The organism is Daejeonella sp., from assembly GCF_017495225.1.
Taxonomy (GTDB): domain Bacteria; phylum Bacteroidota; class Bacteroidia; order Sphingobacteriales; family Sphingobacteriaceae; genus Daejeonella.
Genome location: NZ_JAFEIG010000001.1, coordinates 23,228 through 45,623 on the forward strand (window position 1 = coordinate 23,228; position 22,396 = coordinate 45,623).

Genomic DNA, 22,396 nt, shown 5'->3' on the forward strand with positions numbered 1-22,396 from the left:
ATTAACATAATGTTTATGCAAGATCAGATTTTCGATTATTATAAAGCCCAATTAATAGATTCTGAGCTAGAAATTATCCGCTTGGATAGACTAATTAATGTCTATTCATTTCTGCGTCTTTTTGCCTTAGCTTTTGCTTTGATTATTTTTTATCAGTGCATCAAATATGATCAAATTTGGCTTTCTATTCTGACTGTTCTGCTTTTTATCCTCGGATTTTCCTGGCTCGTTTCTAAACAAAGTGCTTTCCAAAAGCTTAAAAAATATGTTAGCGCTTTAGCGGATGTTCATACCAATGAACTCAATAGCATCGATAGAAAGGGATCCTTGTACTCTGATGGTTCGGCCTTCACTGATGATCTACATCCTTACTCCTCAGATTTAGATATTTTCGGAAAATCTTCTCTCTTTGAGATGATAAATCGCTGTTCTACAGTCCTTGGAAACACTATTTTATCAAATTGGCTACTTAAACCTAGCTCCACAATTGATATCAGAGAACGCCAGGAAACACTAAAAGAATTAAGCTCCAAGCTTAAATGGAAACATAATTTTCAAGCTGTTCTGCTCTTTGCTAATAATCCCTCCGAAGATAAAGTAAAAGATTTATTTCGCTATCTAGAGGCTAAACCCGAAGTGTCGGCAAGCTGGATAAAATACTATGCTAACATTGCTCCTTGGCTCTTTCTATTCTTTTCAATTGCTACTTTCTTTGTTCCTTATTTATCCTTAATACTTTTTGTACTCCTTATTTTTAACTTCTTTCTTAATCAAAGTTTTAATGCTAGGATTCTTAAAACTGATAGTATTATCGGTAAAATGAGTAATATTCTTACTCAATTTTCGGAGGCTATTAAAGCGATTAAAACTGAAGATTGGACTTCTGATTTGGCTGAAAAATTAGCCTCAGATCTCAAAAATGATGAAAATGCTAAGTTTTCTGAACAAATTAAACGTTTTTCGCTCTTAATTAATCATTTAACATTCGGGCTGACTAGTATTGGGGTTCTTCTAAACGCTGTTATGATCTGGAATATCCGTCAATTGTTTGCTATTGAGGATTGGAAAAAACAAAATCATACTAATTTGAAGGAGGCTTTCGACTTAATTGCCACTTTTGAAGCGCTAATTAGTCTGAGTAGCTTAAATAGTAATTATCCTGATTGGTGTTTCCCCACTATCCACGAAGGGGAAAATTATACGCTGAATACCAAGGATATTGGTCATCCTTTAATTTCGTCTCAAATTCGCGTGACTAATAATTATAGCTTGAAGGATGAATTGAAGATTGATATCATTACCGGTTCAAATATGGCTGGTAAAAGTACTTTCCTGCGCACACTCGGTATAAATACTATTTTGGCTTTATCTGGCGCACCATGTTGCGCAAAAGAAATGACATTAAGTAGGATGATGGTATTTTCTTATATGCGTATCCGCGATTCTTTAAATGAAAGTACCTCCACTTTTAAAGCTGAATTGGATCGTTTACAAGCATTATTAAAGATTCTGGAAGGATCTGAAAAGATATTCTTCTTAATTGATGAAATGTTACGCGGAACGAACTCTCAGGATAAATATTTAGGTTCTAAGGCAGTTATTGAGAAATTAATCTCACAAAATGGCGTAGGAATTGTAGCTACCCACGATTTACAAATTGCAGATCTAGAAAAAAAATACCCCAATTATATTCGCAATTTCTACTTTGATATTCAGGTAGAAGGGGAGGAAATGAACTTCGATTATAAGCTTAAACCCGGCGAATGTAAAACCTTCAATGCCTCTTTATTACTTAAACGCATCGGTATCTATCCTGAAAAGGAATAATCTAAACATTTCAAAATTTTTAATCATAAATAAAGCCCTTAAAATCTTGATTTTAAGGGCTTTATTATTTAGACTTTTAGAGTCCTTGTACTAATTTCTAACTACTAATTACTAACTACTAACTACTAACTACAGTTTCTTTATCTCAATATTCCTATACCATACCTCATCTCCATGATCTTGAAGCGAGATTTTTCCTGATTTGTACTTCGCAAATCCAGGCATGGTATTAAACTTACTTCCAGCAACCATCTTATTCCATTGCTCATCCCAAATAGTAGTTGATACGATGTTAACACCGTTCATCTTGAAATCAAGCTTACCATTGTTTGAAATGATTTCTACCTGATTCCATTCACCCACCGCTTTAACAGGTTCTGAACTACTTGCAATTAGGTCGTAAAGGTCGCCAGCACGATGTTTATTAAATTTTCCATCTGGGTGACCGTCATTATCTAATACTTGCATTTCGGGGCCAGTATTATAAGATGCTCCGTATTTTGAAAGATCCTCATTTACGAAAAACATGATTCCACTATTTCCGTTTTTAGAAATCTTCCACTCAAGCTTAAGATGAAAATTACCAAATTCTTCATTCGTAGTAATATCACCACCTTGGCCGTCTTTTTTGTTCTTTGCATCAAAATATAAAGCACCATCAACTACCTTCCAAGCTTTTCCAGCCTTCTTTTCGCCATAACTATGCCATCCAGAAGTTGTTTGTCCGTCAAATAGCTTTTGCCATTCGCCTGAACTTGTATTTGAAGGAGTTTTCATTGCGTTCTTATTTGATCCACATCCGCTAATGATAATTGCAGAGAGAATAATTAAGCTTAAATATTTCATATTAATTAGTTTTTAAAGAAAGAATATATTTAACCATTTCTGTTGCATCTTCAGTGCTAATTGCTGGGTGTGGTGCCATCGGAATTTCACCCCAATTTCCTGAACCTCCTTGAATGATTTTTCCAGCTAACATAGCAATATTCTCATCAGTTGCTGGATATTTATTGGCTACATCAACATAAGAAGGGCCAACAATTTTAGAATTTACTTGATGACAAGTTAAGCAGTCGGACGTACTGATTAATTTCTCTCCGGTTGCTGATCCTACAGCTGCAGTAGCAGGTGCTGCTTCTTCAGTTTTTGTTGTACTACTTGTTTCTTCAGTGCTTTCTGATTTCTCGCTTCCACAAGCAAAAATTACACTGCAAATACCCAAAATGGCGATTATCTTTTTCATATTGTTTTGTTATATTAATGTAAAAATAGTGATTTAAATTAAATCCCTAGTATTTTTCGGTTAAACTCTTCATCACTTCCGCGTCCAGCAAAATCATCAAAAGCTTTCTCTGTTACTCGGATAATGTGGTCTTTAATAAAGGCCGCTCCTTCACGTGCTCCATCTTCTGGATGCTTGATGCAACATTCCCATTCCATCACCGCCCATCCCTTAAAATCATATTGTGTTAATTTGCTGAAAATCTTCTTGAAGTCAACCTGTCCATCACCCGGTGAACGATATCTTCCCGCACGATTTGCCCAGCTCTGATATCCGCCAAATGTTCCTTGTTTTCCTGTTGAATTGAACTCTGCATCCTTCACATGGAAGGCCTTTATCCGCTCATGATAATGGTCTATATATTGCACATAATCAAGGCATTGCAAAACAAAGTGTGATGGGTCATACAATAAACAAGCTCTCGGATGATTGTTTACTTTCTCTAAAAATAGCTCATAAGTCACCCCATCAAATAGGTCCTCCCCAGGATGTATCTCATAACAAACATCTACTCCATGTTCATCAAAATGGTTAAGAATAGGTAACCACCTTCTTGCTAATTCTTTAAAGCCTGCATCTACTAATCCCTCAGGTCTTTGTGGCCAAGGATGCCAAGTATGCCATAATAATGAACCGCTAAATGTGGCATGTGCATTTAAACCTAAATTTTTTGATGCCTGTGCAGCGTACTTTAATTGCTGAACTGCCCACTCTGTACGTGCCTTCGAATTATTATGTACCGAAGCAGGTGCAAAATTGTCAAATTGGAGATCGTAAGCTGGGTTAACAGCCACCAATTGGCCTTGCAAATGGGTTGAAAGCTCTGTAATCTCTAATCCGCAAGAATTGATTAATCCCTTTAACTCATCGGCATAGGTCTTACTTTCTGCTGCTTTTTGAAGATCAATGCAGCGTGGATCCCAAGTAGGAATTTGTACTCCCTCATAGCCAAGGCTCTTTGCCCATTTACAAATCGACTCTAGACTGTTAAATGGAGCTTCATCTCCTAAAAATTGTGCTAGAAATATTCCAGGTCCTTTTATTGTTGTCATATTCTATTAATTAAACGTCAAAATTTGTCCACTTTTCATTGCTTAAACCACTCTTTACCACATTGTCAATAAAGGCCATTCCTCTTACTCCTTCATTTACTGATGGATAGTCTAAGGCTTCCGCAGGTGCTTCAATGCCCTCAATCTTCGCCGAAAGGCATAATGCAAAGTTTCGGTAAAGGTTTCCAAAGGCCTCTAAATAGCCTTCTGGGTGACCAGCAGGAGTGCGACTATTGAAATTAGCCTCATTGCTTAATCGGTGACTTCCCGTTCTTAGTATTTGAATAGGCTCATCCAACCATTTCATAATCAAGGTGTTTGGCTCTTGTTGTGCCCATTCAAGGCCTCCCTTTTCGCCATAAACTCTAATTCTAAGCGCATTCTCTTCACCTGCAGCAATTTGCGAGGCAACAAGCACTCCGTTGGCGCCATTGTCGAATTTAAGGAGTACATTTCCATCATCATCCAATTTTCTTCCCTCCACAACAATGTTGAGATCTGCACAGAGCTTCGTAATCTTTAATCCGCTAATATATTCAGCCAAATGGGCCGCATGGGTACCAATATCGCCCATACATCCACTCTTACCTGATCTCGCTGGGTCCGTCCGCCAAGCGGCTTGGGCATTACCATCCTTCTCTGAAAGTCGGCTTAACCAGCCTTGTGGATACTCAACCAATATTTTTCTAATCTTACCCAATTCTCCCATCTTAACCATATTTCTTGCCTGCTTCACCATTGGGTAACCAGCATAAGTATGAGTCAAAAGTAGTAATAGGCCTGTTTCTTCAACTTTTTTCTTTAACTGCTTCGCCTCATCCAACGTAAATGAAATAGGTTTGTCAATAACCACATGAAAGCCATGGTCTAGGGCCATCATCGCTGGACCGAAATGTGCATGATTCGGGGTAACAATGGTCAGAAAATCCATCCGCTGATCTGCTGGTAATTGGCTTTCCCTCTTAATCATATCTTCATAGCTATGATAAGTTCTGTCTTCTGCTAGGAATAGCATTTTTCCGCTTTCGTTGGCTTTCTCCGGACTAGTACTCAATGCGCCACAAACTAGCTCAATCATTCCATCCATATTGGCGGCAATGCGGTGTACGGCACCAATAAAGGCTCCTTTACCACCACCAACCATTCCCATTCTTAATTTTCTATTCATATTTTTCTAAAAATGTATTCGCTAAACTCCTTATAAATGAATCGATTATGAGCTATAATATTATTTTTTAAGCGCTAATTAATCCATTTAAATCATGGCTCAATATAATAATCCACTGGCGGAATTAAAATTTCTTAAAGGCATTTTTCTAGAATTTTTCAACGTCTCTGTCTATTCTATTTTGTAGGAATAAAAGCTAAACTTCTCAATAATGGCCTCTTTTTTGCATTTTTAGGATCTGCAATGATGTGCACATAAATCGTATGTAACTTCTTATCAATTACAGGTTTAAGTGCAAGCAATAAATTTCTTTGTGAATTTGCTACTCCATTGTCTATCAATGCACCTTTCCCAATTAAAAGGCCCTTCTCGGAGTCTAATCGCAACTCTATGCTGTAATTCCCTGATTGCCCCGAAGAAATATTAGATAATTCAATAGCATTAATGCCTGTTAAGTCAATTTGCTTCATTTTTATCCATCCATTATTTTCAGGATAGACCAAAAATCCACTGCTTGTTGAATCTTTTAATGCTATATTTTTTCTATCTACAAGCTCCCTAGCATTAATTTTATTGCTGCGCAATAGTACCGATGCCGTGCTAGTCAATGGTTTTAATCCAAATGCTCCTTGGTCTGTATAACTTGCAAATAAATTGAAATTTTTAGGCTCATCTTCATCTTTTGCGGGCTCAGGAATGATTTTTCCTAGCATAGGAAGCGATGCCTTCGGAATAGCTGCATTTTCAAGTGATAATACCCACTGCGCAATTTTTTTAGAATCGGCTTCGCTAATTGTTGGATGCGCCGACATAGCTACCGGTCCCCAAACTCCACTACCTCCATTAATAATTTTTGTTGCTAAATAACTCAAAGCATTGGCATCTTTCTGGTATTTGGCAGAAACCTGCTTAAAGGATGGTCCAACAGATTTCCTATCCATCTGATGACATGCCTGACAATCAGATTTTAACATCAAAGCCTGGCCAGCCTGCGTTTCAGAATAAACTTGATGGCCCAAAGATGATCCCGCCATGTCGCTGCCCTTATTATAACTATTCGCTACATAAACTGTATTTTTATTAACTACTGCTCCTTCATCACTTACCATTACTTGATATTCAATGGGTTTTCCTGTAAAATAGAAGCTACGATTGCCTGCTAATTTTATGTTGAGCTTCGGACTAGCATTTCCCGCTACTATTTCGATTTTATTGCTCTGACTGCTTGCTTTGTGCTTGTCAATAACTTGAACACTTACCTGATGCTCGCCCGCTTTGGTATAAATATGCTCAATAGATGGCACTGAAGTGGTTTTTTTAATACCATTTCCTAAATCCCATAAATAGCTTAGCGCATCTCCATCTGTATCTATAGCCTCAACTCTTGCTTCTAATTTGAATGGGATTAATCCACTGCTATTTTTTACACTAAACTTTTTGATTTTTGGAGGGCGATTACCAGCAATATAATCGATGCGGGAAATGCTTGCATCAGCATTTTTTGTAAACCATCCTTTTCCATATTCTAGAATGTAAAGTCGGCCATCGGGACCAACTTCCATATCTACAGGGGCAGCAAATGATGTGGATGGCATGAAATTTTCCATGTTATCATAGTCGCCATTCTCTTTCATGCTCACTGCCTTAATCCAATTTCTTATCCAATCATAAAAAAATAATTTTCCATTGAAATAGTCTGGATATCTGGTCTCTTTAGGATATGTTTCATTATAATAAACTGGTCCCGCCATTGCTGTTCTTCCACCTGTACCCAATTGCGGAAATTCCTTCGATTCTCCATAAGGATACCAAATAAATGCCGGTTGAACTGGAGGGAGATTCTTTAATCCCGTATTATTAACAGAGTTATTAATAGGCTTTTTAGGATCAAATGCCTCACCCGAAACTCCTGTTTTATAATCGTATGCTCGGTATGGATAATTATTCCCAACAAAATAAGGCCAACCAAAGAAACCTGCATTTCTTGCCTGGTTTAATTCGTCATAGCCTCGGGGGCCACGCTCGGGACTATCAGCGCTGGCGTCGGGGCCAACCTCGCCCCAATATAAAAAGCCTGTTTTGCTATCTATTGAGATACGATAAGGGTTACGGTTTCCCATAACGTATATCTCTGGTCGCGTACCTGGGGTGTTGGGTGGGAATAAATTCCCCGCTGGAATTTCATAGCTTCCATCTTCCTTGAGCTTAATTCTCAGAATTTTACCTCTTAGATCATTGGTATTCCCCGATGATCTTCCTCCATCGTATTGCTCTAATCCAGACCTGTTATCCATCGGTCCGTAACCTTTATTCACAAATTTTTCATCCGGTACATCAAATGGGGTAGTATTATCCCCCGAAGAAACATACAATAAACCATCCGGTCCAAAGGCAATCGATCCTCCTGTATGGCAGCAAATTTCACGCTGCGATTTTACATCTAAAATCACCTTTTCGGATGATATGTCTAATTTATCATTTGTGAATTTGAATCTTGAAAGTCGGTTGACTGCAGTATCTAGCGGACTATAATAAATATACACAAAATTATTTTCCTTGAAATTTGGATCCGCTGCCAAGCCTAAAACTCCTTCTTCGGCATTTACTCCTTTGATAGATGTTTGTGAATAGGTTTTTAATTCTGCTACCTGACTTATGCTATTTGTGCTCGCTTTGTAAAGCATCACTTCCCCACGACGCTGCACCAATAAAATATCTAAATTAGGTAGAATGGCCATTTCTGTAGGTTCAAATAATGTCCCCATGGTTAAAACCGTTTTTACGAGGCGGTCTTCTTCTGGCACTCTTACTGTCTTCGCTTTTGAATAATCTAGCTTTGTATTCGTTCCAATTGCATATTGAATTCCTCCTAAAACATGTTTTAGGAAATTTTCTTCGGTATAGGATTCATTGGTATGGCCTAAACCTGTATAAAATGCTCGGCCGCCATCAAATTCATGAAACCATGATATGGGATGATTTTCTCCATTTTCACCGCCTTCATAACTCTTCTCATCTAAATTAATTAATACCTGAATATCTTTATTCAAGTCCTTATAATTATACCACTCATCCTTGCGAATCCAATTTTCTGGCAAATGCTTAGTGGAAATATGATTTTTATTTCGTATATTAAGGCTAGCGTCTTGAATTTTCGGGTGACTAACAAAATAGCCGCCTGCTAATTTTCCGTACCAAGGCCAGTCGTATTCAGTGTCCGCCGCCGCATGAATTCCAACATAGCCGCCGCCAGCTTGAATGTAACGTTCGAAGCTAATTTGCTGCGGACTATTCAAAACATTGCCTGTTGTGCTTAAGAAAATTACCGCCGAATATTTTTTCAATGAATCTTCACTGAAGTAATTTTCATTCTCTGTAGTGTCAACCACAAAGCCATTTTCATTTCCTAATTTTATCAGTGCAAGCTTCCCCGCCTGGATTGATCCATGTCGGTAGCCAGCCGTTTTACTGAAAACTAAAACTCTTGGCTTTACAATTTGCTTCCAATTATTGAAAGCAAATAAGGATATCATAATAATAAATGCAGGAATTAATTTTGCTGTACGCTTCATTTTATATTGATTGTTTTATTCTTAAAATTTTTAATTTTTCTTTAATTCCAGCCCTGAGCTAATTGAACACAAATATTTTTGATATTTTTCAAGGATTTTAACAAAACAGGATTTAAAAAATTTAACAATGAATTATAATTGAGTATGAATATTAAAAATAAAAATATACATTTATTTTAAAGAAAAAATAGAAATTGATGGATGTGTTATTGTTTTGGAAGATTTATGTTTATGATCACTACAATGTTCTCATTTAATGATCATAATTCGATAATTGACTCTTTATCAATTCATTTCATTCTTTTTCCGTTTTTACCGTTGAAAATAAACTAAATAAAAATTAATTATGACCCCAACAAAACGAATTAAATTATCCTTCATGATGTTCCTAGAATTTTTTATCTGGGGCTCTTGGTTTGTTACTCTTGGTACTTTTTTAGGAAAAAATCTTGCCGCTGATGGTGCTCAAAGCGCCGCAGTATTTTCTACTCAATCTTTTGGAGCTATTATCGCGCCATTTATCATCGGACTTATTGCTGATAGGTTTTTTAATGCTGAAAAAATTCTTGGTTTCCTACACCTTATTGGAGCATTATTGATGTTCCAAATGTACAATGCGACTGATTTTGCAGGTTTTTACCCTTATGTTTTTACCTACATGATCATGTTCATGCCAACTTTGGCTCTTGTTAATTCGGTGTCTTTTAATCAAATGAAAAACCCTGAGCAGGAATTTTCTTCCATTCGTATTTGGGGGACTATCGGTTGGATTGTTGCTGGTTTATGTATCAGTTTCTTATTTCACTGGGACTCACCACAAGGCGTAAGTGATGGCCTTTTGAAAAATACTTTTTTAATGGCCGCTATTGCATCTGCTATTTTAGGTCTCTTTAGTTTTACTCTTCCTCAAACTCCTCCTTCTGCTGCTAAAGGCGATAAGGTAACCATGTCTGATATTTTAGGCCTCGACGCTCTGAAATTATTGAAGAATAAAAACTTTTTAATCTTTTTCATCTCATCTATCTTAATCTGTATTCCTCTCGCATTTTATTATCAAAATGCCAACCTTTTCTTATCTGAACTGGGTATGGAAAATCCGACAGGGAAAATGACTATCGGACAGATTTCGGAGGTGTTATTCCTTTTATTATTACCTGTTTTCTTCACAAAGTTTGGTTTCAAGAAAACAATTCTTGTTGGTATGATTGCATGGGCTCTACGCTATGTTTTCTTCGCCTACGGTAATGCAAATGAATTGGCATCTTTATTAATTATCGGAATCGCTTTGCATGGTATTTGTTATGATTTTTTCTTCGTTTCCGGACAAATCTATACTAACTCAAAGGCCGGCGAAAAATATAAAAGCTCGGCTCAAGGTCTTATTGCCCTAGCCACTTATGGTGTTGGTATGCTCATCGGTTTCTGGGTTGCAGGTTTAGTAAGCGATGCTTATAAAATTTCTGAAACAAGCCATGACTGGTCGAAAATTTGGTTGGTGGCGGCCGGCATCGCTGCAGCAGTAGCCATCATATTTGTGATCACTTTTAGCCAAAAAGAAGAAGAGGCGCAAAGACAAAGTGATGCAGTATCTCATTAATCTTTGATTAATTTCATCGCAATAGCGATTATATAATTTTTAGTGAAAAGCAGTAAAAATGCTGCTTTTCACTTTCTTCTCTACAATGAATAAACTTTCTCAAACTCTTAAAGGTAATATTAACCACTCTGTTTGCAGATGGTGCTTCAACTCACTAAGCCTAGATGAACTTTGTATCCTAGCTAAAGAAATCGGAATAAAGGGTATCGATTTAGTCGGACCGAAAGACTGGTCAATTTTGCAAAAATACGGACTCGAATCAACCATGTGTAATGGTGCAGAAATAAGTCTCGAAGAGGGTTGGAACAATAAATCATTTCATCCTACGCTAATCAAGAATTATCTCGATATGATTCCACTAGTTGCTAAAACTGGATATTCTAATTTAATATGCTTTAGTGGCAATAGAAAGGGCTTGGATGATGAAATGGGTCTTAATAATTGCGCCGAAGGTTTATCACAAATCATGCATCTCGCCGAAAAATACAATGTATGCATAATAATGGAATTGCTCAATAGTAAAATTGATCATCCTGATTATCAGTGTGATAGGACCAAGTGGGCAGTTCGTTTGGCAAAAAAGATTGATTCGCCAAATTTCAAACTATTATACGATATTTATCATATGCAGGTTGATGAAGGTGATGTGATAAGAACAATTCAAGAGAGTCATGAATTTATTGCTCATTATCATACGGCAGGGGTTCCTGGAAGACATGAAATTGATGATTCACAGGAATTGAATTATCCAGCAATTATGAGAGCTATTCATGCGACTGGTTTTAAGGGTTTTGTAGCACAGGAGTTCATTCCGCTACAAACAGACAAGGCAGCATCTTTAAGAGCTGCAATTAGTATTTGTGATATTTAAAAGAATTGAAATTGTAAATAAAAAATATGGCTGAGAATAAGTATGATGCAATTGTAATCGGTTCAGGAATTAGTGGGGGCTGGGCTGCCAAAGAATTGACCGAAAAAGGATTGAAAACAATCATGCTCGAGCGTGGAAGAAACATCGAACATGTTAAAGATTATGCAAGCGCAACCAAAAATCCATGGGAATTTCCTCATAGAGGAGGGCGCACGCAAGAAATGATTGAGAATTATCCTGTTCTTAAGCGGGATTATGCCCTCAATGAGAAAAACCTCGACTTCTGGGCAAACGAAAAGGAGAGTCCCTATACTGAAGTAAAGCGTTTTGATTGGTACAGAGGCTATCAGGTGGGTGGTCGTTCACTGATGTGGGGCCGTCAAAGTTATCGCCTAAGTGAAATGGACTTTGAAGCGAACGCCAAAGAAGGTATTGCTGTCGATTGGCCTATTCGTTATAAAGACCTTGAAAAATGGTATGGCTATGTGGAACGCTTCGCCGGAATTAGTGGTTCTAAGGATGGTTTAGCTCAACTTCCTGATGGCGATTTTCTCCCTCCCATGGAGATGAATGTAGTCGAAAAGGCAGTTGCCGCGCGTATAAAAGAGCACTACAAAGAAAGTAGACATATGCTAATTGGAAGGGCAGCTAACCTCACCAAGGCTATTCAAGGTCGTACAAATTGTCAATACCGTAATAAATGTTGGCTAGGATGCCCTTTTGGGGGATATTTTAGCACGCAATCTTCAACTCTTCCTGCCGCAGTGGCAACCGGGAACCTAACACTTCGTCCATTTTCTATCGTAACTAAAATATTGTACGATAAGGACACCAAAAAAGCTACTGGAGTAGAAGTATTGGATGCCGAAACTAATCAGACTTACGAGTATTTTGCAAAAGTTATCTTTTTAAATGCATCAGCACTAAATTCTACCTGGATTTTAATGAATTCAGCAACAGATGTTTGGGATGGTGGTTTAGGTAGCAGTAGCGGTGAACTAGGTCATAATTTAATGGATCATCATTTCCGCTTAGGCGCATCTGGCAGAGTGGAAGGTTTTGAAGATAAATATGTATTTGGCCGCCGACCAAACGGAATTTATATCCCTCGTTTCAGAAATCTAGGCAACGAAAAACGCGATTATCTTCGTGGATTTGGTTATCAGGGTGGCGCTGGTCGCGAAGGCTGGGGAAGAAATGTGGCCGAATTGAGTATTGGTGGCGATTTTAAAGATGCACTTTGTGAACCAGGATCATGGACCATGGGTATTACCGCCTTCGGTGAAACACTTCCATATCATGAAAATAAAGTTACACTGGATAAGACTAAAAAAGATAAATGGGGATTAAATGTCCTCTCCATTGATGCCGAAATCAAGCAAAATGAGCTCAATATGCGTAAAGACATGATGGCTGATGGTCAGGAAATGCTCGAAAATGCAGGTCTGAAAGATGTAAAAACATTCGATTCAGGCTATACCCTAGGCATGGGAATCCACGAAATGGGTACCGCACGTATGGGTCATGATCCAAAAACATCAGTACTGAACAAGTTTAATCAGGTTTGGGATGCCACTAACGTATATGTAACTGATGGGGCAGCAATGACCTCTGCAGCTTGTCAGAACCCATCACTAACCTACATGGCTTTAACTGCCCGCGCAGTTGATCATGCTGTTACAGAATTGAAAAAAGGTAATATTTAATTCAGATAAAATGAATAGAAGAGAAGCAATATCGCAGGTTAGCTGGATTTTAGGTGGAACTATCATCGGCTCAAGCCTTTTTCTTGAGTTTGGATGTAGCTCTAGCCCAGCGCAAAAGCCAGTATTTTTCGACCAAAAAACAGTCGACTTGCTAAATGAAATAGGGGAGACTATCTTGCCAAAAACAAGTACTCCTGGGGCAAAAGAGGCACAAGTGGGACTTTTTATGGATATCATGGTGAACGATTGCTATACCAAAGAGCATCAGCTAATTTTTCAAGATGGAATTAAGTCGCTCGAAGCTGAAATTAAAGCCAAATCAGGAAAATCTTTCCTAGATTCGACTGCTCAGGAACGTACAGATCTGTTAATAAAGCTTGATGCAGAGCAAAAAGCATACACGGAGACTAAAACACCGGAGGATCCTCCTCATTATTTTAGAATGATGAAGGAATTAACACTTCTCGGGTTTTTTACTTCCGAAATTGGATCAACTAAAGCCCTAAGATATGTTGAAACACCTGGTAGTTTTGATGGCGATGTGCCCTATAAAAAGGGTGATCGTGCCTGGGCAAATGCTTAATAAATAATTTTTTCAATAAATATTTTATGAAAGAGAATACTAATTCAAGAAGAGATTTTGTTAAAACAGCATCTCTTGCTGCAGCAGGATTTATGATTGTACCTCGCCATGTATTGGGTGGGAAGGGCTTCATCGCGCCGAGCGATAAATTAATTGTTGCTGGTGTTGGTGCTGGAGGAAAAGGGGAAAGTGATCTTACAGGCTTTGTTAGCGGTGGTAAAGCCGAGGTTGGCTTTTTATGCGATGTTGATGATCGCCGTGCTGCAAACTCCGTAAAGAGATTTCCCAAAGCTAAATTTTATAAAGATTGGCGCGAGATGATGGATAAGGAATCGAAAAATTTTGATGCGGTTTCTGTCTCTACTCCTGATCATAATCATGCCATCATTACCCTATCTGCCATGCAGCTTAAAAAGCATGTTTACGTTCAAAAACCGCTAACTCATGATATTTATGAGGCTAGAATTCTGACGGAAGCGGCAAAAAGATATAAAGTGGTAACCCAAATGGGTAATCAAGGTTCATCTACTGATGGCGCTCGTAAATTAATGGAATGGTTCAATGCCGGCATTATTGGTGATGTACATACTGTTTATTGCTGGACCGACCGACCTGTTTGGCCTCAGGGTATTCCTTGGTCTGCAAATAAAGCAGCAATTCCAAAGCAGTTAGATTGGGATTTATGGCTTGGAACAGCACCTCAGACCGATTATGTAGATAAATTAGTGCCTTTCAACTGGCGTGGATGGTGGGATTATGGAACTGGTGCCCTCGGTGATATGGGCTGCCACCTAGCAGATGCACCTTTTAGAGTGCTCGGCCTAAATTATCCTACTGACGTGGAATGTAGCGTGGGTAGTGTTTATGTGGATTCATTTAAGCGTGGCTATTTCCCAGAAAGTTGCCCTCCTTCATCACATGTAATCATGACCTTTAACTCGGAAAAGCAAAATGGCGCCCAAGTAAAATTGCATTGGATGGATGGTGGAATTCAACCAGAACGCCCTCAAGAGCTTGGTCCAGATGAGATTTTTGGTGATGGTGGAAACGGAGTTTTATTCATCGGCACCAAAGGCAAAATGCTTTGCGATACCTATGGTAAAAACGCTAGATTATTGCCGCTATCCAGAAATCAAGAAGTAAATGTGCCTGAAACTCTTGCTCGTGTTCCGGGTCAAGAAGCTGGTCATTATACGCAATGGGTTGATGCCGCAATTGCTGGATATGGTAAAATGGAAGTGAGCTCCGACTTCTCAGTCGCAGGCCCACTAACCGAAGCTTTATTAATGGGTAACCTTGCTATTCGTGGCTTCGATATCCGTAAAGCAAATGCCTCTGGAAATGGATTTACCTACCCTGGTAGATATAAAAAATTATTGTGGGATGGTCCAAATATGAAAATTACAAACTTTGATGATGCTAACCAATTCGTGAAGAGAAAATATCGCGCTGGCTGGACTTTAGGTATGTAATTTAAATCTGTTAGATTATAAGATGGGGAGTGGAATTTTCTACTCCCTTTTTTATTGAGTAAATCTAATATTAACTAAAAAGAAATTAATTATCCTTTTTTAATAATTTACTGATATATCTAACTCTGAACCAATAGGTTACATCCTCTGATATCGCTATTATCAAATCTTCCTAAAATCTCAAAACTGCCATTGGGATAGGTCTTACCAAGGTCTTGTGTGGCAATAAAGGAACATGAATTAATATTGGCAAAATCGGTGATATTTATTCCGCCAGTTTGTTCATGACCTATCAGACTTAATGGGTCGTTAGTATCTCTAACTGTTACTTTCATCCAAGGGGGACAAGAAAATATGCCATTTCCTTTCGAATAGGCTTGAGATAATAGCTCGGTCATGCCATATTCTGAATGGATAGAATTTACTCCAAATCCACTGCATAATATTTCATGTAGTTCTGCTCTTAATATCTCTTTTCTCTTCCCCTTCATGCCTCCTGTTTCCATAACTATTAGTTCTGGAAAATTAATTTGATGCTGCTCTACAAAATCCAATAAGGCATAAGTAACACCAATTAAAATTGTTGGTATTTTGCTTTTTTGGAGATCTTCCATCGTGTTTTTTAATGCTTCATGGTCGTAGAGGAAATAACCGCTTTTTTCTTGATTGCTTTGTCCGATTAAATCGTCAATCATGTATATTAAAGATGATCCCTCTCGTTCCTGGTAGGATGGAAGCAATGCCAAAAGTGCATATTCCTTGATATCTCCATAAAATAATTGGAATGCCTTGCGATAACTATCAACGTAAATGGAAACATCTGTTACTAAATGTTGACTTTGAACCATTCCACTTGTGCCTGAGCTAGTAAAAATAGCTTCAGCTATAGATTTGCCGGTAATAATCTTCTGGCTTTTGAAAAATTCAATGGGTAAATATGGGATATCTTTATGATGATGGATACTTTGAATATCAATCCCGAGATTAGCTACAAAACGACCATAAACTTCATTATTCTGTACCTGATAATTGAAAATTTCAAGAGATAGGGCTTCGAATGTTTGATGATCAGAAAAAGAAAAAAGTAGACGACTATCTATAAATTCCACATACAAAGATACAAAACCTTTTTCAATGTACTTGAAAATGGTCGTCTAAACCTAAATTGACACCTTTTATTAGCCTTTCGATGAAGCTAACGCTTCCTTGGCATAACGTCCTGCAAGAGCAGAAAATCCAGCTGCAAGTCCTCCAATCAGTCCACTAATTACCAATACAATTAACCAGCTTAAAGAACTACTCGGCAATGTTAGCATGCTCGCAACACGATTCGCTAAGATATTTTCATTTGGAATGGTATGAACCAAGCCTGCAATAATCCAAACCACAAAAATGGCTAAAAAACCACCAATAAAGGCATTTTTAGCGGATTTTGCTTTCCATGCTGCAAAAACAAAGGCAACTGGTGCAATAATCCACCAGGGTAAAAACAATTGTAAAATCAGAGAAACTATTGCGATTAAAAGGAATAACATAATTGTAAATATTTTTGTGAAGCCTAATTGGCCGTTAATTTTATTTTTTATTCAGTTTCCACGTTGAAATAATGCGTTTCGACGATTCATTTTTAGCCTTCAAGAAAAGCAATTCGTTTAACTTTCCATCCGACCAAGTATCAACCATATTGTCATAGTAATGGCTTCCCGGATTTCCTGATTCTCCACCTGGAAAAACGCCATAGGCCTTTACATCTTTACCTAATGCAACAATCATTCTCCAAGATGGACCATTAGTTTCGCTTACCGCATTTACCGAAGTCTTGGAGCCTCCATTGTACAAGTTTTTGGATCCGAAGCCTGCAATTTTAGCTAGATGCGGCACATTCGTGCTCTTTAAATTCCCCCAAGCCCAGTCTTTGTCAAGAGATCCATATTTACGTTTTAAACTATCAACAGCGAATTTAAATGATGCATTTACAAGGTCTTCTCGTGTTTCTTTCTTAGCGGTTTTTACATTATCGTACCAAACTGAATTGGGTTCATTTAAAAGTAACTCAACGCTTCTATCACGTGAAGGGTATCTCATAGGAGTTTTAGGGTCGCCAAATTCATCTCCCCAAATTTGAACTCCCAGATTTTTATGCCATAATTCAAAAATACTAGCACCAATTTCATCAGCATCAAAATGTTTATTCCATTTGCTAACAATGCTGAATCCTTCTTTCTCAATGTCTTTTAATCCTTTAGTATCTACAAGACTTAAAAGGGTTGGTAAAATATTTTCTGCAAGAATGCTATAATTATCGTTTTGTAAATTTTGTAAACTATCTACGTTGGCTTGCGTCATCACAGATAATCGCTTGTTAATTCTGTGTGAACGCTCATAGCCAGCATATTCCCAATTAATATAATAAGGATAGCTTGGGTCGTTCGGAAACTGATTAGCCGAACTAACAAATTTTCTATCAGGATTCTTTACCGTAGGATTATGTTCTGCCGGGATTCTACCTTGCCAATCGTTCGCTGGATCTGTCCCATCCAATAAAAACTTTCCTTGTCCGCTCCATTTTAGTGGTAAATAACCATTCGGAGTAATGGCGATATCATTATCAACACTAGCGAAAATAAAGTTTTGTGCTGGCGCCGAATAATAGGTTAGGGCTTTACGGTAATCCGTATAATTTTTCGCTCTATTCAACATGAAAAAAGTACGGGTATCGTTTGAGCCATCATGTGCCACCCATCTTAAAGCATGCCCTGTAGGGATATTGTTTATTTTTGAGAAATTGTTTGGTCGCTGCTGACTAGTGTAAACTATCGGTCCATGATGGGTATAAAGCACGGTATCTGTTAAGGTTTTTCCTCCATTTACTTGAATCGTTTCAATTCTTTGTTTTACAGGATTCCATTGATTATTGTACCAATATTCTTTTTTAGACTCATCCTTAAATTTGATATTGTACCAATCTAAAACATCAGCACCAACATTGGTTACTCCCCAAGCTACGTTTTGGTTAAATCCGATGATAATTCCAGGTGCACCAGGAATAGAAACTCCGCATGAATTCATGTCTGAAGAGGCCAGTTGTATCTGATACCAAATAGAAGGAAGGGTGAGATCAAGGTGGGGGTCATTAGCAAGAATTGGAAAGCCACTTGCTGATTTTTCTCCAGCAACGGCCCAGTTATTACTTCCTATCCCTTCTTCAATTTCTCTGGTTTTAATAGTGTATGCTGTTTTATCAGAGAGGTTTAATTTAGGTGCTTGAGGGGTTTTTATAGGGTCGAAATCCCATTTAGTGCCTACCGGAATGATAGGATCTTCTCTGTATGGATAATCAGGAAACAAATTTTTAGTTATTTCAGGGCCGAATTTATTTAGAATATTATTCATGTAAAATTCGTTGGAACCGCCTGCAAGGGTCGCCGACATTAATTTCAACAGTAAAGCAGAATTTAAAGGTTTCCAATCCTCTGGAGCATAATTCAATAATTTGAACTCTAGTGGGTAGTGGCCGGGACTAAGAGAATGGATATAAGCATTCACTCCAGCAGTGTAAGCATCCATAGTTTCCTTAATTTCAGGATCCTCCATCATGACCTTAACCATATTCTCAGCGCCAAAAGTCATTCCCATTCTGCGTTGGTATCGGTCAAGCTCTAGTGCTTTAGGACCTACAACTTCGGATAATCTTCCTGAAGCAAAACGAGTTTGGAAATCCATCTGCCACAATCTGTCTTTTGCAGTAATGTATCCTTGAGCAAAATATAAATCATGATTATTCTCCGCAAAAATATGCGGAATCATTTGATCATCGAAGTGTATCTCAACAGGAGCTTTTAAACCTTCAATATTTAGGTCGAGCTCCGGATTTTGTTGTTTCGCTTCTGCATTTTTCCAAAATCCTTGAAAAGGATCCAAAAACTTAGCAAGTGGTGGTATATCTCCAAATTTTGTGTTTAAAACTAAAATCAATGCAAATGCAAAAAGTCCGGATAAAACCGCTTTAACTATCTTCATAAAAATTAAATATTTATAAATATCCTAAAAATTTATAAGTTTTTCAAAATATTATTTTTTATGAAATATTTAGTATTTGTTTAAAATTCGCAGTTTTTTTGAGATTTGGAGACATAATTTTACTCTGCATGTACAAATAATTATCAAAATGGTTTGCTTGAGTAGAATTATTGCATTAGTTTTATTAATTATTTAAAAAAAATAACCAAAATAAATCCGAGAACTATGAATAAAACATTTACTCGTTTAGCCTGTATTTTATTGTTAATTATTGGCACTATGAACATTGGTTTTGCTCAAAATACAAGCATTTCTGGTGTCGTTACTGATAAATTAACGAATGAAACACTGCCAGGCGTTGCCATCAAAGTGAAAGGCAAAACAATTGGAACTTCTACTAATTCTGAAGGTAAATTCAGTTTGAGTACATCAGAAAAAGTACCATTTACTATTGAAATTTCTTACATCGGTTACAAAACAATTGAGCAAGTAATTTCTGGTCCTGTTTCTAATCTAGAAATTAAAATGGAATCGCAATCGATTCTAGGTCAAGAAGTTGTAGTTGCCGCTTCTCGTACGCCAGAAAGAATATTGGAATCTCCAGTATCTATTGAGCGTTTCGGACTAGCTGCGATTCGTGAAACTGCTGCTCCTTCTTTCTATGACGCTCTTAATAATTTAAAGGGTGTTGAAATGAGTGCGCAAAGTTTAACATTTAAGTCGATTAACACTAGGGGTTTCAATGCAAATGGAAACACTAGATTTAATCAGTACATCGACGGAATGGATAACCAGGCTCCTGGTTTGAATTTTGCCGTAGGAAACATCATTGGTATCAATGAGCTTGATCTTGATAATGTGGAGCTTCTCCCAGGTGCTTCATCTGCTTTATACGGAGCTGGTGGTATCAACGGAACCATGTTAATGAACTCAAAAGATCCTTACACCACTCAAGGTGTTAGTTTTTCATTGAAAAATGGTATCAACCACGTAAATGATCCTTTGCAAGGTTCTGCTCCTTTTAGAGAAATGGGTGTTAGATATGCTAAAGCATGGAATAAATTTGCATTTAAAACTAGTTTCTCTTACTTAGAGGCGGATGATTGGCAAGCAGCTAACGATTCAAACTTCGATCGTACTTCACGTACTGTTAAATCTGGAAATAGAACTACAGATCCAAACTATGACGGTGTAAACGTATATGGTGATGAGGTTACTCAAAATATGCGTAATATCGCTGCCTCTGTACAATCAGCTACAAACGCTGGTGTAGCTACTGCTACAGGTGGTGCTATTCCGAATGTTATCGGAATGATTAATGCTGGATTACCAGTAAATGCAACTCAAGCTCAAATTGGTGCATTTTTAGGGAATTTTCCAGCTGCATTAAGACCAACTATTCAAAATGTTTTACCGTTTAATATTGGTTTAAGAGCAGGATTAATTCCTGATCAAGCTGTTTCTCGTACAGGTTATAATGAGAAAGATTTAGTTGATTACGATACACGTTCAATTAAAACCTCAACTTCATTACACTATAAATTCAACGATAATTTACAGGCTATCTTCCAAGCTAATTGGGGTACCAGTACATCGGTTTATACTGGTTCAGACCGTTATTCTTTACGTAACTTCAGCATCGGTCAATATAAGCTTGAGTTGAAAGGTAAAGATTTTATGGTTCGTGGTTATACTACTCAAGAGCGTTCTGGAGATTCATACATTTCCTCAATTCTTGGAAGTTATATCAATGAAGCTTCTAAAGCTAGTACAACTTGGTTCCCACAATATATTGGTAATTATGTTGGTGCACGTGCTTCTGGAGCTCCTGATGCTCAAGCTCACGCATTTGCACGTAATGCAGCTGATGCTGGTAGATTCCAACCTGGAACGCCTCAGTTTGAAACAGCTAAGAACCAAGTTATGAACACCACAATCAGTACTGGTTTAGGTGCAAAATTCAATGATAAAACAAACCTTTACCACTACGAGGGTATGTATAATTTCACTAATGCGTTGAAAGATGCCTTCGAACTTCAAGTTGGAGCTTCATTTAGAAGATATGATTTGAATTCTGGTGGTACTATCTTTGATGATTTAAATCGTGAAATTGACATCGACGAAGTTGGAGCATTTGTTCAAGTTGGTAAGAAAATTGCCGATGCATTTAAGCTAAGCTTCTCTGGTCGTTATGATAAAAACCAAAACTTTGAAGGTCGTTTTACTCCAAGAATTTCAGGGGTTTATACGGTAGCACCAAACAATAATATTCGTGTGTCTTATCAAACAGGTTACCGTAACCCAACTACTCAAAATCAATTCATTGATCTTTCTGTAGGTGGTGGTTCTACTCGTTTAATTGGTGGATTGCCTGCAAGCTTAACAAAGTATAACTTGTTAGTGAATAAGCCATTTACCGATGTTAGTTACCGTAACTTCTTAGCTTCTGCTTCTGCAGGTTCTGCAAATCCTAGCCTTTTAAAAACCTATACTTTTGATGCTAAAGGCGTAAGACCTGAAAGCGTTAAAGCTTATGAACTTGGTTACAAGGGTTTATTAGGTAGTAATGTATTGCTTGATGCTTATGGTTACTTTAACACTTACAGTGATTTCATTACTTCTGTTGAAGTATTCCAACAAAGTGGTACTTCATTCACCAAGTTTGGTGTGCCAGTTAATGCTGAAGGTAATGTTACTACTTATGGCGCTGCACTCGGAATTGATTACCTAATAGGAAAATATAACCTTAATGGTAATATTTCTTACAACCAAATCGGTGATATTCCAGTTACTTATGTAAATGATTTCAATACTCCGAAAGTACGTTATAACTTAGGTATTAGTAATCGTAATGTTGTTAAAAACGTAGGTATGAACCTTACCTACCGTTGGCAAGATACATTCTACTGGGCTTCATCATTTGCTTCAGGAGAAGTTCCTTCATTTGGAACAGTGGATGCACAGGTTAACTTAAAGATTCCTTCAGTAAATGGAATGATTAAGATTGGTGCTCAAGATTTATTGAACAAATATTATGTTACCTCTTTTGGTAACCCTCAAATGGGTGGTATGTACTACGTAGGTTTTACATTCAACCAATAATATTTAATAAATCATTCTCTATTTCGGACATTATTTATTGTCCCTAAAATTTGCAAAACCCGCCCCGATACTTCGGAGCGGGTTTTGTTCTTTTAGCCTATGCCCCCTCTTTTAAAATCTCTATACAATTGATAATTTTTGTAT

Annotated in this window: 15 protein-coding genes; 7 read left to right on the plus strand and 8 right to left on the minus strand. The window is 37.6% G+C overall.

From position 1 onward, the window contains the following. Positions 1–15 precede the first annotated feature (15 nt). On the plus strand, positions 16–1,827 hold the full coding sequence (locus QZ136_RS00100) for a DNA mismatch repair protein MutS (protein ID WP_291399280.1): 1,812 nt from the start codon (positions 16–18) through the stop codon (positions 1,825–1,827). A gap of 129 nt (positions 1,828–1,956) precedes the next feature. Here the strand turns inward: QZ136_RS00100 and QZ136_RS00105 are convergent, their stop codons facing one another. The 5 genes from QZ136_RS00105 to QZ136_RS00125 all read right to left on the minus strand — a co-directional run bounded on the left by QZ136_RS00105 (position 1,957) and on the right by QZ136_RS00125 (position 8,901). Further along, positions 1,957–2,673, minus strand: coding sequence for a DUF1080 domain-containing protein (locus QZ136_RS00105; protein ID WP_291399281.1), 717 nt, complete (start codon positions 2,671–2,673; stop codon positions 1,957–1,959). A gap of 1 nt (position 2,674) precedes the next feature. Next, on the minus strand, positions 2,675–3,070 hold the full coding sequence (locus QZ136_RS00110; protein ID WP_291399282.1) for a c-type cytochrome: 396 nt from the start codon (positions 3,068–3,070) through the stop codon (positions 2,675–2,677). 38 nt (positions 3,071–3,108) lie between these two features. Beyond that, positions 3,109–4,161, minus strand: coding sequence for a sugar phosphate isomerase/epimerase (locus QZ136_RS00115; protein WP_291399283.1), 1,053 nt, complete (start codon positions 4,159–4,161; stop codon positions 3,109–3,111). Positions 4,162–4,171: 10 nt separating this feature from the next. Further along, the gene (locus QZ136_RS00120) at positions 4,172–5,329 is read right to left on the minus strand and encodes a Gfo/Idh/MocA family oxidoreductase (protein ID WP_291399284.1); all 1,158 of its coding nucleotides are present in this window, start codon (positions 5,327–5,329) and stop codon (positions 4,172–4,174) included. A gap of 176 nt (positions 5,330–5,505) precedes the next feature. After that, complete coding sequence (locus tag QZ136_RS00125) at positions 5,506–8,901, minus strand: ThuA domain-containing protein (protein ID WP_291399285.1); 3,396 nt, start codon at positions 8,899–8,901, stop codon at positions 5,506–5,508. Positions 8,902–9,247: 346 nt separating this feature from the next. Here QZ136_RS00125 and QZ136_RS00130 point away from each other — a divergent pair, with 346 nt between their 5' ends. The 5 genes from QZ136_RS00130 (at position 9,248) to QZ136_RS00150 (ending at position 15,130) form a co-directional block, all read left to right on the plus strand. Then, positions 9,248–10,498: a nucleoside permease gene (locus tag QZ136_RS00130; protein WP_291399286.1), complete on the plus strand. Its 1,251-nt coding sequence runs from the start codon at positions 9,248–9,250 to the stop codon at positions 10,496–10,498. Between the two features lie 85 nt (positions 10,499–10,583). Continuing rightward, positions 10,584–11,369, plus strand: a complete 786-nt coding sequence (locus QZ136_RS00135; RefSeq protein ID WP_291399287.1) for a TIM barrel protein — start codon at positions 10,584–10,586, stop codon at positions 11,367–11,369. A 26-nt stretch (positions 11,370–11,395) separates the two neighbouring features. Continuing rightward, complete coding sequence (locus QZ136_RS00140) at positions 11,396–13,075, plus strand: GMC family oxidoreductase (protein ID WP_291399288.1); 1,680 nt, start codon at positions 11,396–11,398, stop codon at positions 13,073–13,075. Between the two features lie 10 nt (positions 13,076–13,085). After that, complete coding sequence (locus QZ136_RS00145) at positions 13,086–13,658, plus strand: gluconate 2-dehydrogenase subunit 3 family protein (RefSeq protein WP_291399289.1); 573 nt, start codon at positions 13,086–13,088, stop codon at positions 13,656–13,658. Between the two features lie 26 nt (positions 13,659–13,684). After that, the gene (locus QZ136_RS00150) at positions 13,685–15,130 is read left to right on the plus strand and encodes a Gfo/Idh/MocA family oxidoreductase (protein ID WP_291399290.1); all 1,446 of its coding nucleotides are present in this window, start codon (positions 13,685–13,687) and stop codon (positions 15,128–15,130) included. A 119-nt stretch (positions 15,131–15,249) separates the two neighbouring features. Here the strand turns inward: QZ136_RS00150 and QZ136_RS00155 are convergent, their stop codons facing one another. The 3 genes from QZ136_RS00155 to QZ136_RS00165 form a co-directional block, all read right to left on the minus strand. Continuing rightward, the gene (locus tag QZ136_RS00155) at positions 15,250–16,239 is read right to left on the minus strand and encodes an acyl transferase (RefSeq protein WP_291399291.1); all 990 of its coding nucleotides are present in this window, start codon (positions 16,237–16,239) and stop codon (positions 15,250–15,252) included. 69 nt (positions 16,240–16,308) lie between these two features. After that, the gene (locus QZ136_RS00160; protein ID WP_291399292.1) at positions 16,309–16,665 is read right to left on the minus strand and encodes a hypothetical protein; all 357 of its coding nucleotides are present in this window, start codon (positions 16,663–16,665) and stop codon (positions 16,309–16,311) included. A gap of 40 nt (positions 16,666–16,705) precedes the next feature. Then, positions 16,706–19,150 carry a penicillin acylase family protein gene (locus QZ136_RS00165; protein ID WP_291399293.1) on the minus strand — a complete coding sequence of 815 codons (2,445 nt, stop codon included), beginning with the start codon at positions 19,148–19,150 and terminating at the stop codon, positions 16,706–16,708. Between the two features lie 225 nt (positions 19,151–19,375). On the opposite strand from QZ136_RS00165, the gene QZ136_RS00170 reads away from it, so the two are divergent. Continuing rightward, positions 19,376–22,252: a TonB-dependent receptor gene (locus QZ136_RS00170; RefSeq protein ID WP_291399294.1), complete on the plus strand. Its 2,877-nt coding sequence runs from the start codon at positions 19,376–19,378 to the stop codon at positions 22,250–22,252. The last annotated feature ends 144 nt before the right edge of the window (positions 22,253–22,396 follow it).

Excerpts from the sequence above, each read along its gene's own strand:
- QZ136_RS00100 (WP_291399280.1), top strand. The coding sequence starts at position 16 with ATGCAAGATCAGATTTTCGATTATTATAAAGCCCAATTAATAGATTCT.
- QZ136_RS00105 (WP_291399281.1), bottom strand. The coding sequence starts at position 2,673 with ATGAAATATTTAAGCTTAATTATTCTCTCTGCAATTATCATTAGCGGA.
- QZ136_RS00110 (WP_291399282.1), bottom strand. The coding sequence starts at position 3,070 with ATGAAAAAGATAATCGCCATTTTGGGTATTTGCAGTGTAATTTTTGCT.
- QZ136_RS00115 (WP_291399283.1), bottom strand. The coding sequence starts at position 4,161 with ATGACAACAATAAAAGGACCTGGAATATTTCTAGCACAATTTTTAGGA.
- QZ136_RS00120 (WP_291399284.1), bottom strand. The coding sequence starts at position 5,329 with ATGAATAGAAAATTAAGAATGGGAATGGTTGGTGGTGGTAAAGGAGCC.
- QZ136_RS00125 (WP_291399285.1), bottom strand. The coding sequence starts at position 8,901 with ATGAAGCGTACAGCAAAATTAATTCCTGCATTTATTATTATGATATCC.
- QZ136_RS00130 (WP_291399286.1), top strand. The coding sequence starts at position 9,248 with ATGACCCCAACAAAACGAATTAAATTATCCTTCATGATGTTCCTAGAA.
- QZ136_RS00135 (WP_291399287.1), top strand. The coding sequence starts at position 10,584 with ATGAATAAACTTTCTCAAACTCTTAAAGGTAATATTAACCACTCTGTT.
- QZ136_RS00140 (WP_291399288.1), top strand. The coding sequence starts at position 11,396 with ATGGCTGAGAATAAGTATGATGCAATTGTAATCGGTTCAGGAATTAGT.
- QZ136_RS00145 (WP_291399289.1), top strand. The coding sequence starts at position 13,086 with ATGAATAGAAGAGAAGCAATATCGCAGGTTAGCTGGATTTTAGGTGGA.
- QZ136_RS00150 (WP_291399290.1), top strand. The coding sequence starts at position 13,685 with ATGAAAGAGAATACTAATTCAAGAAGAGATTTTGTTAAAACAGCATCT.
- QZ136_RS00160 (WP_291399292.1), bottom strand. The coding sequence starts at position 16,665 with ATGTTATTCCTTTTAATCGCAATAGTTTCTCTGATTTTACAATTGTTT.
- QZ136_RS00165 (WP_291399293.1), bottom strand. The coding sequence starts at position 19,150 with ATGAAGATAGTTAAAGCGGTTTTATCCGGACTTTTTGCATTTGCATTG.
- QZ136_RS00170 (WP_291399294.1), top strand. The coding sequence starts at position 19,376 with ATGAATAAAACATTTACTCGTTTAGCCTGTATTTTATTGTTAATTATT.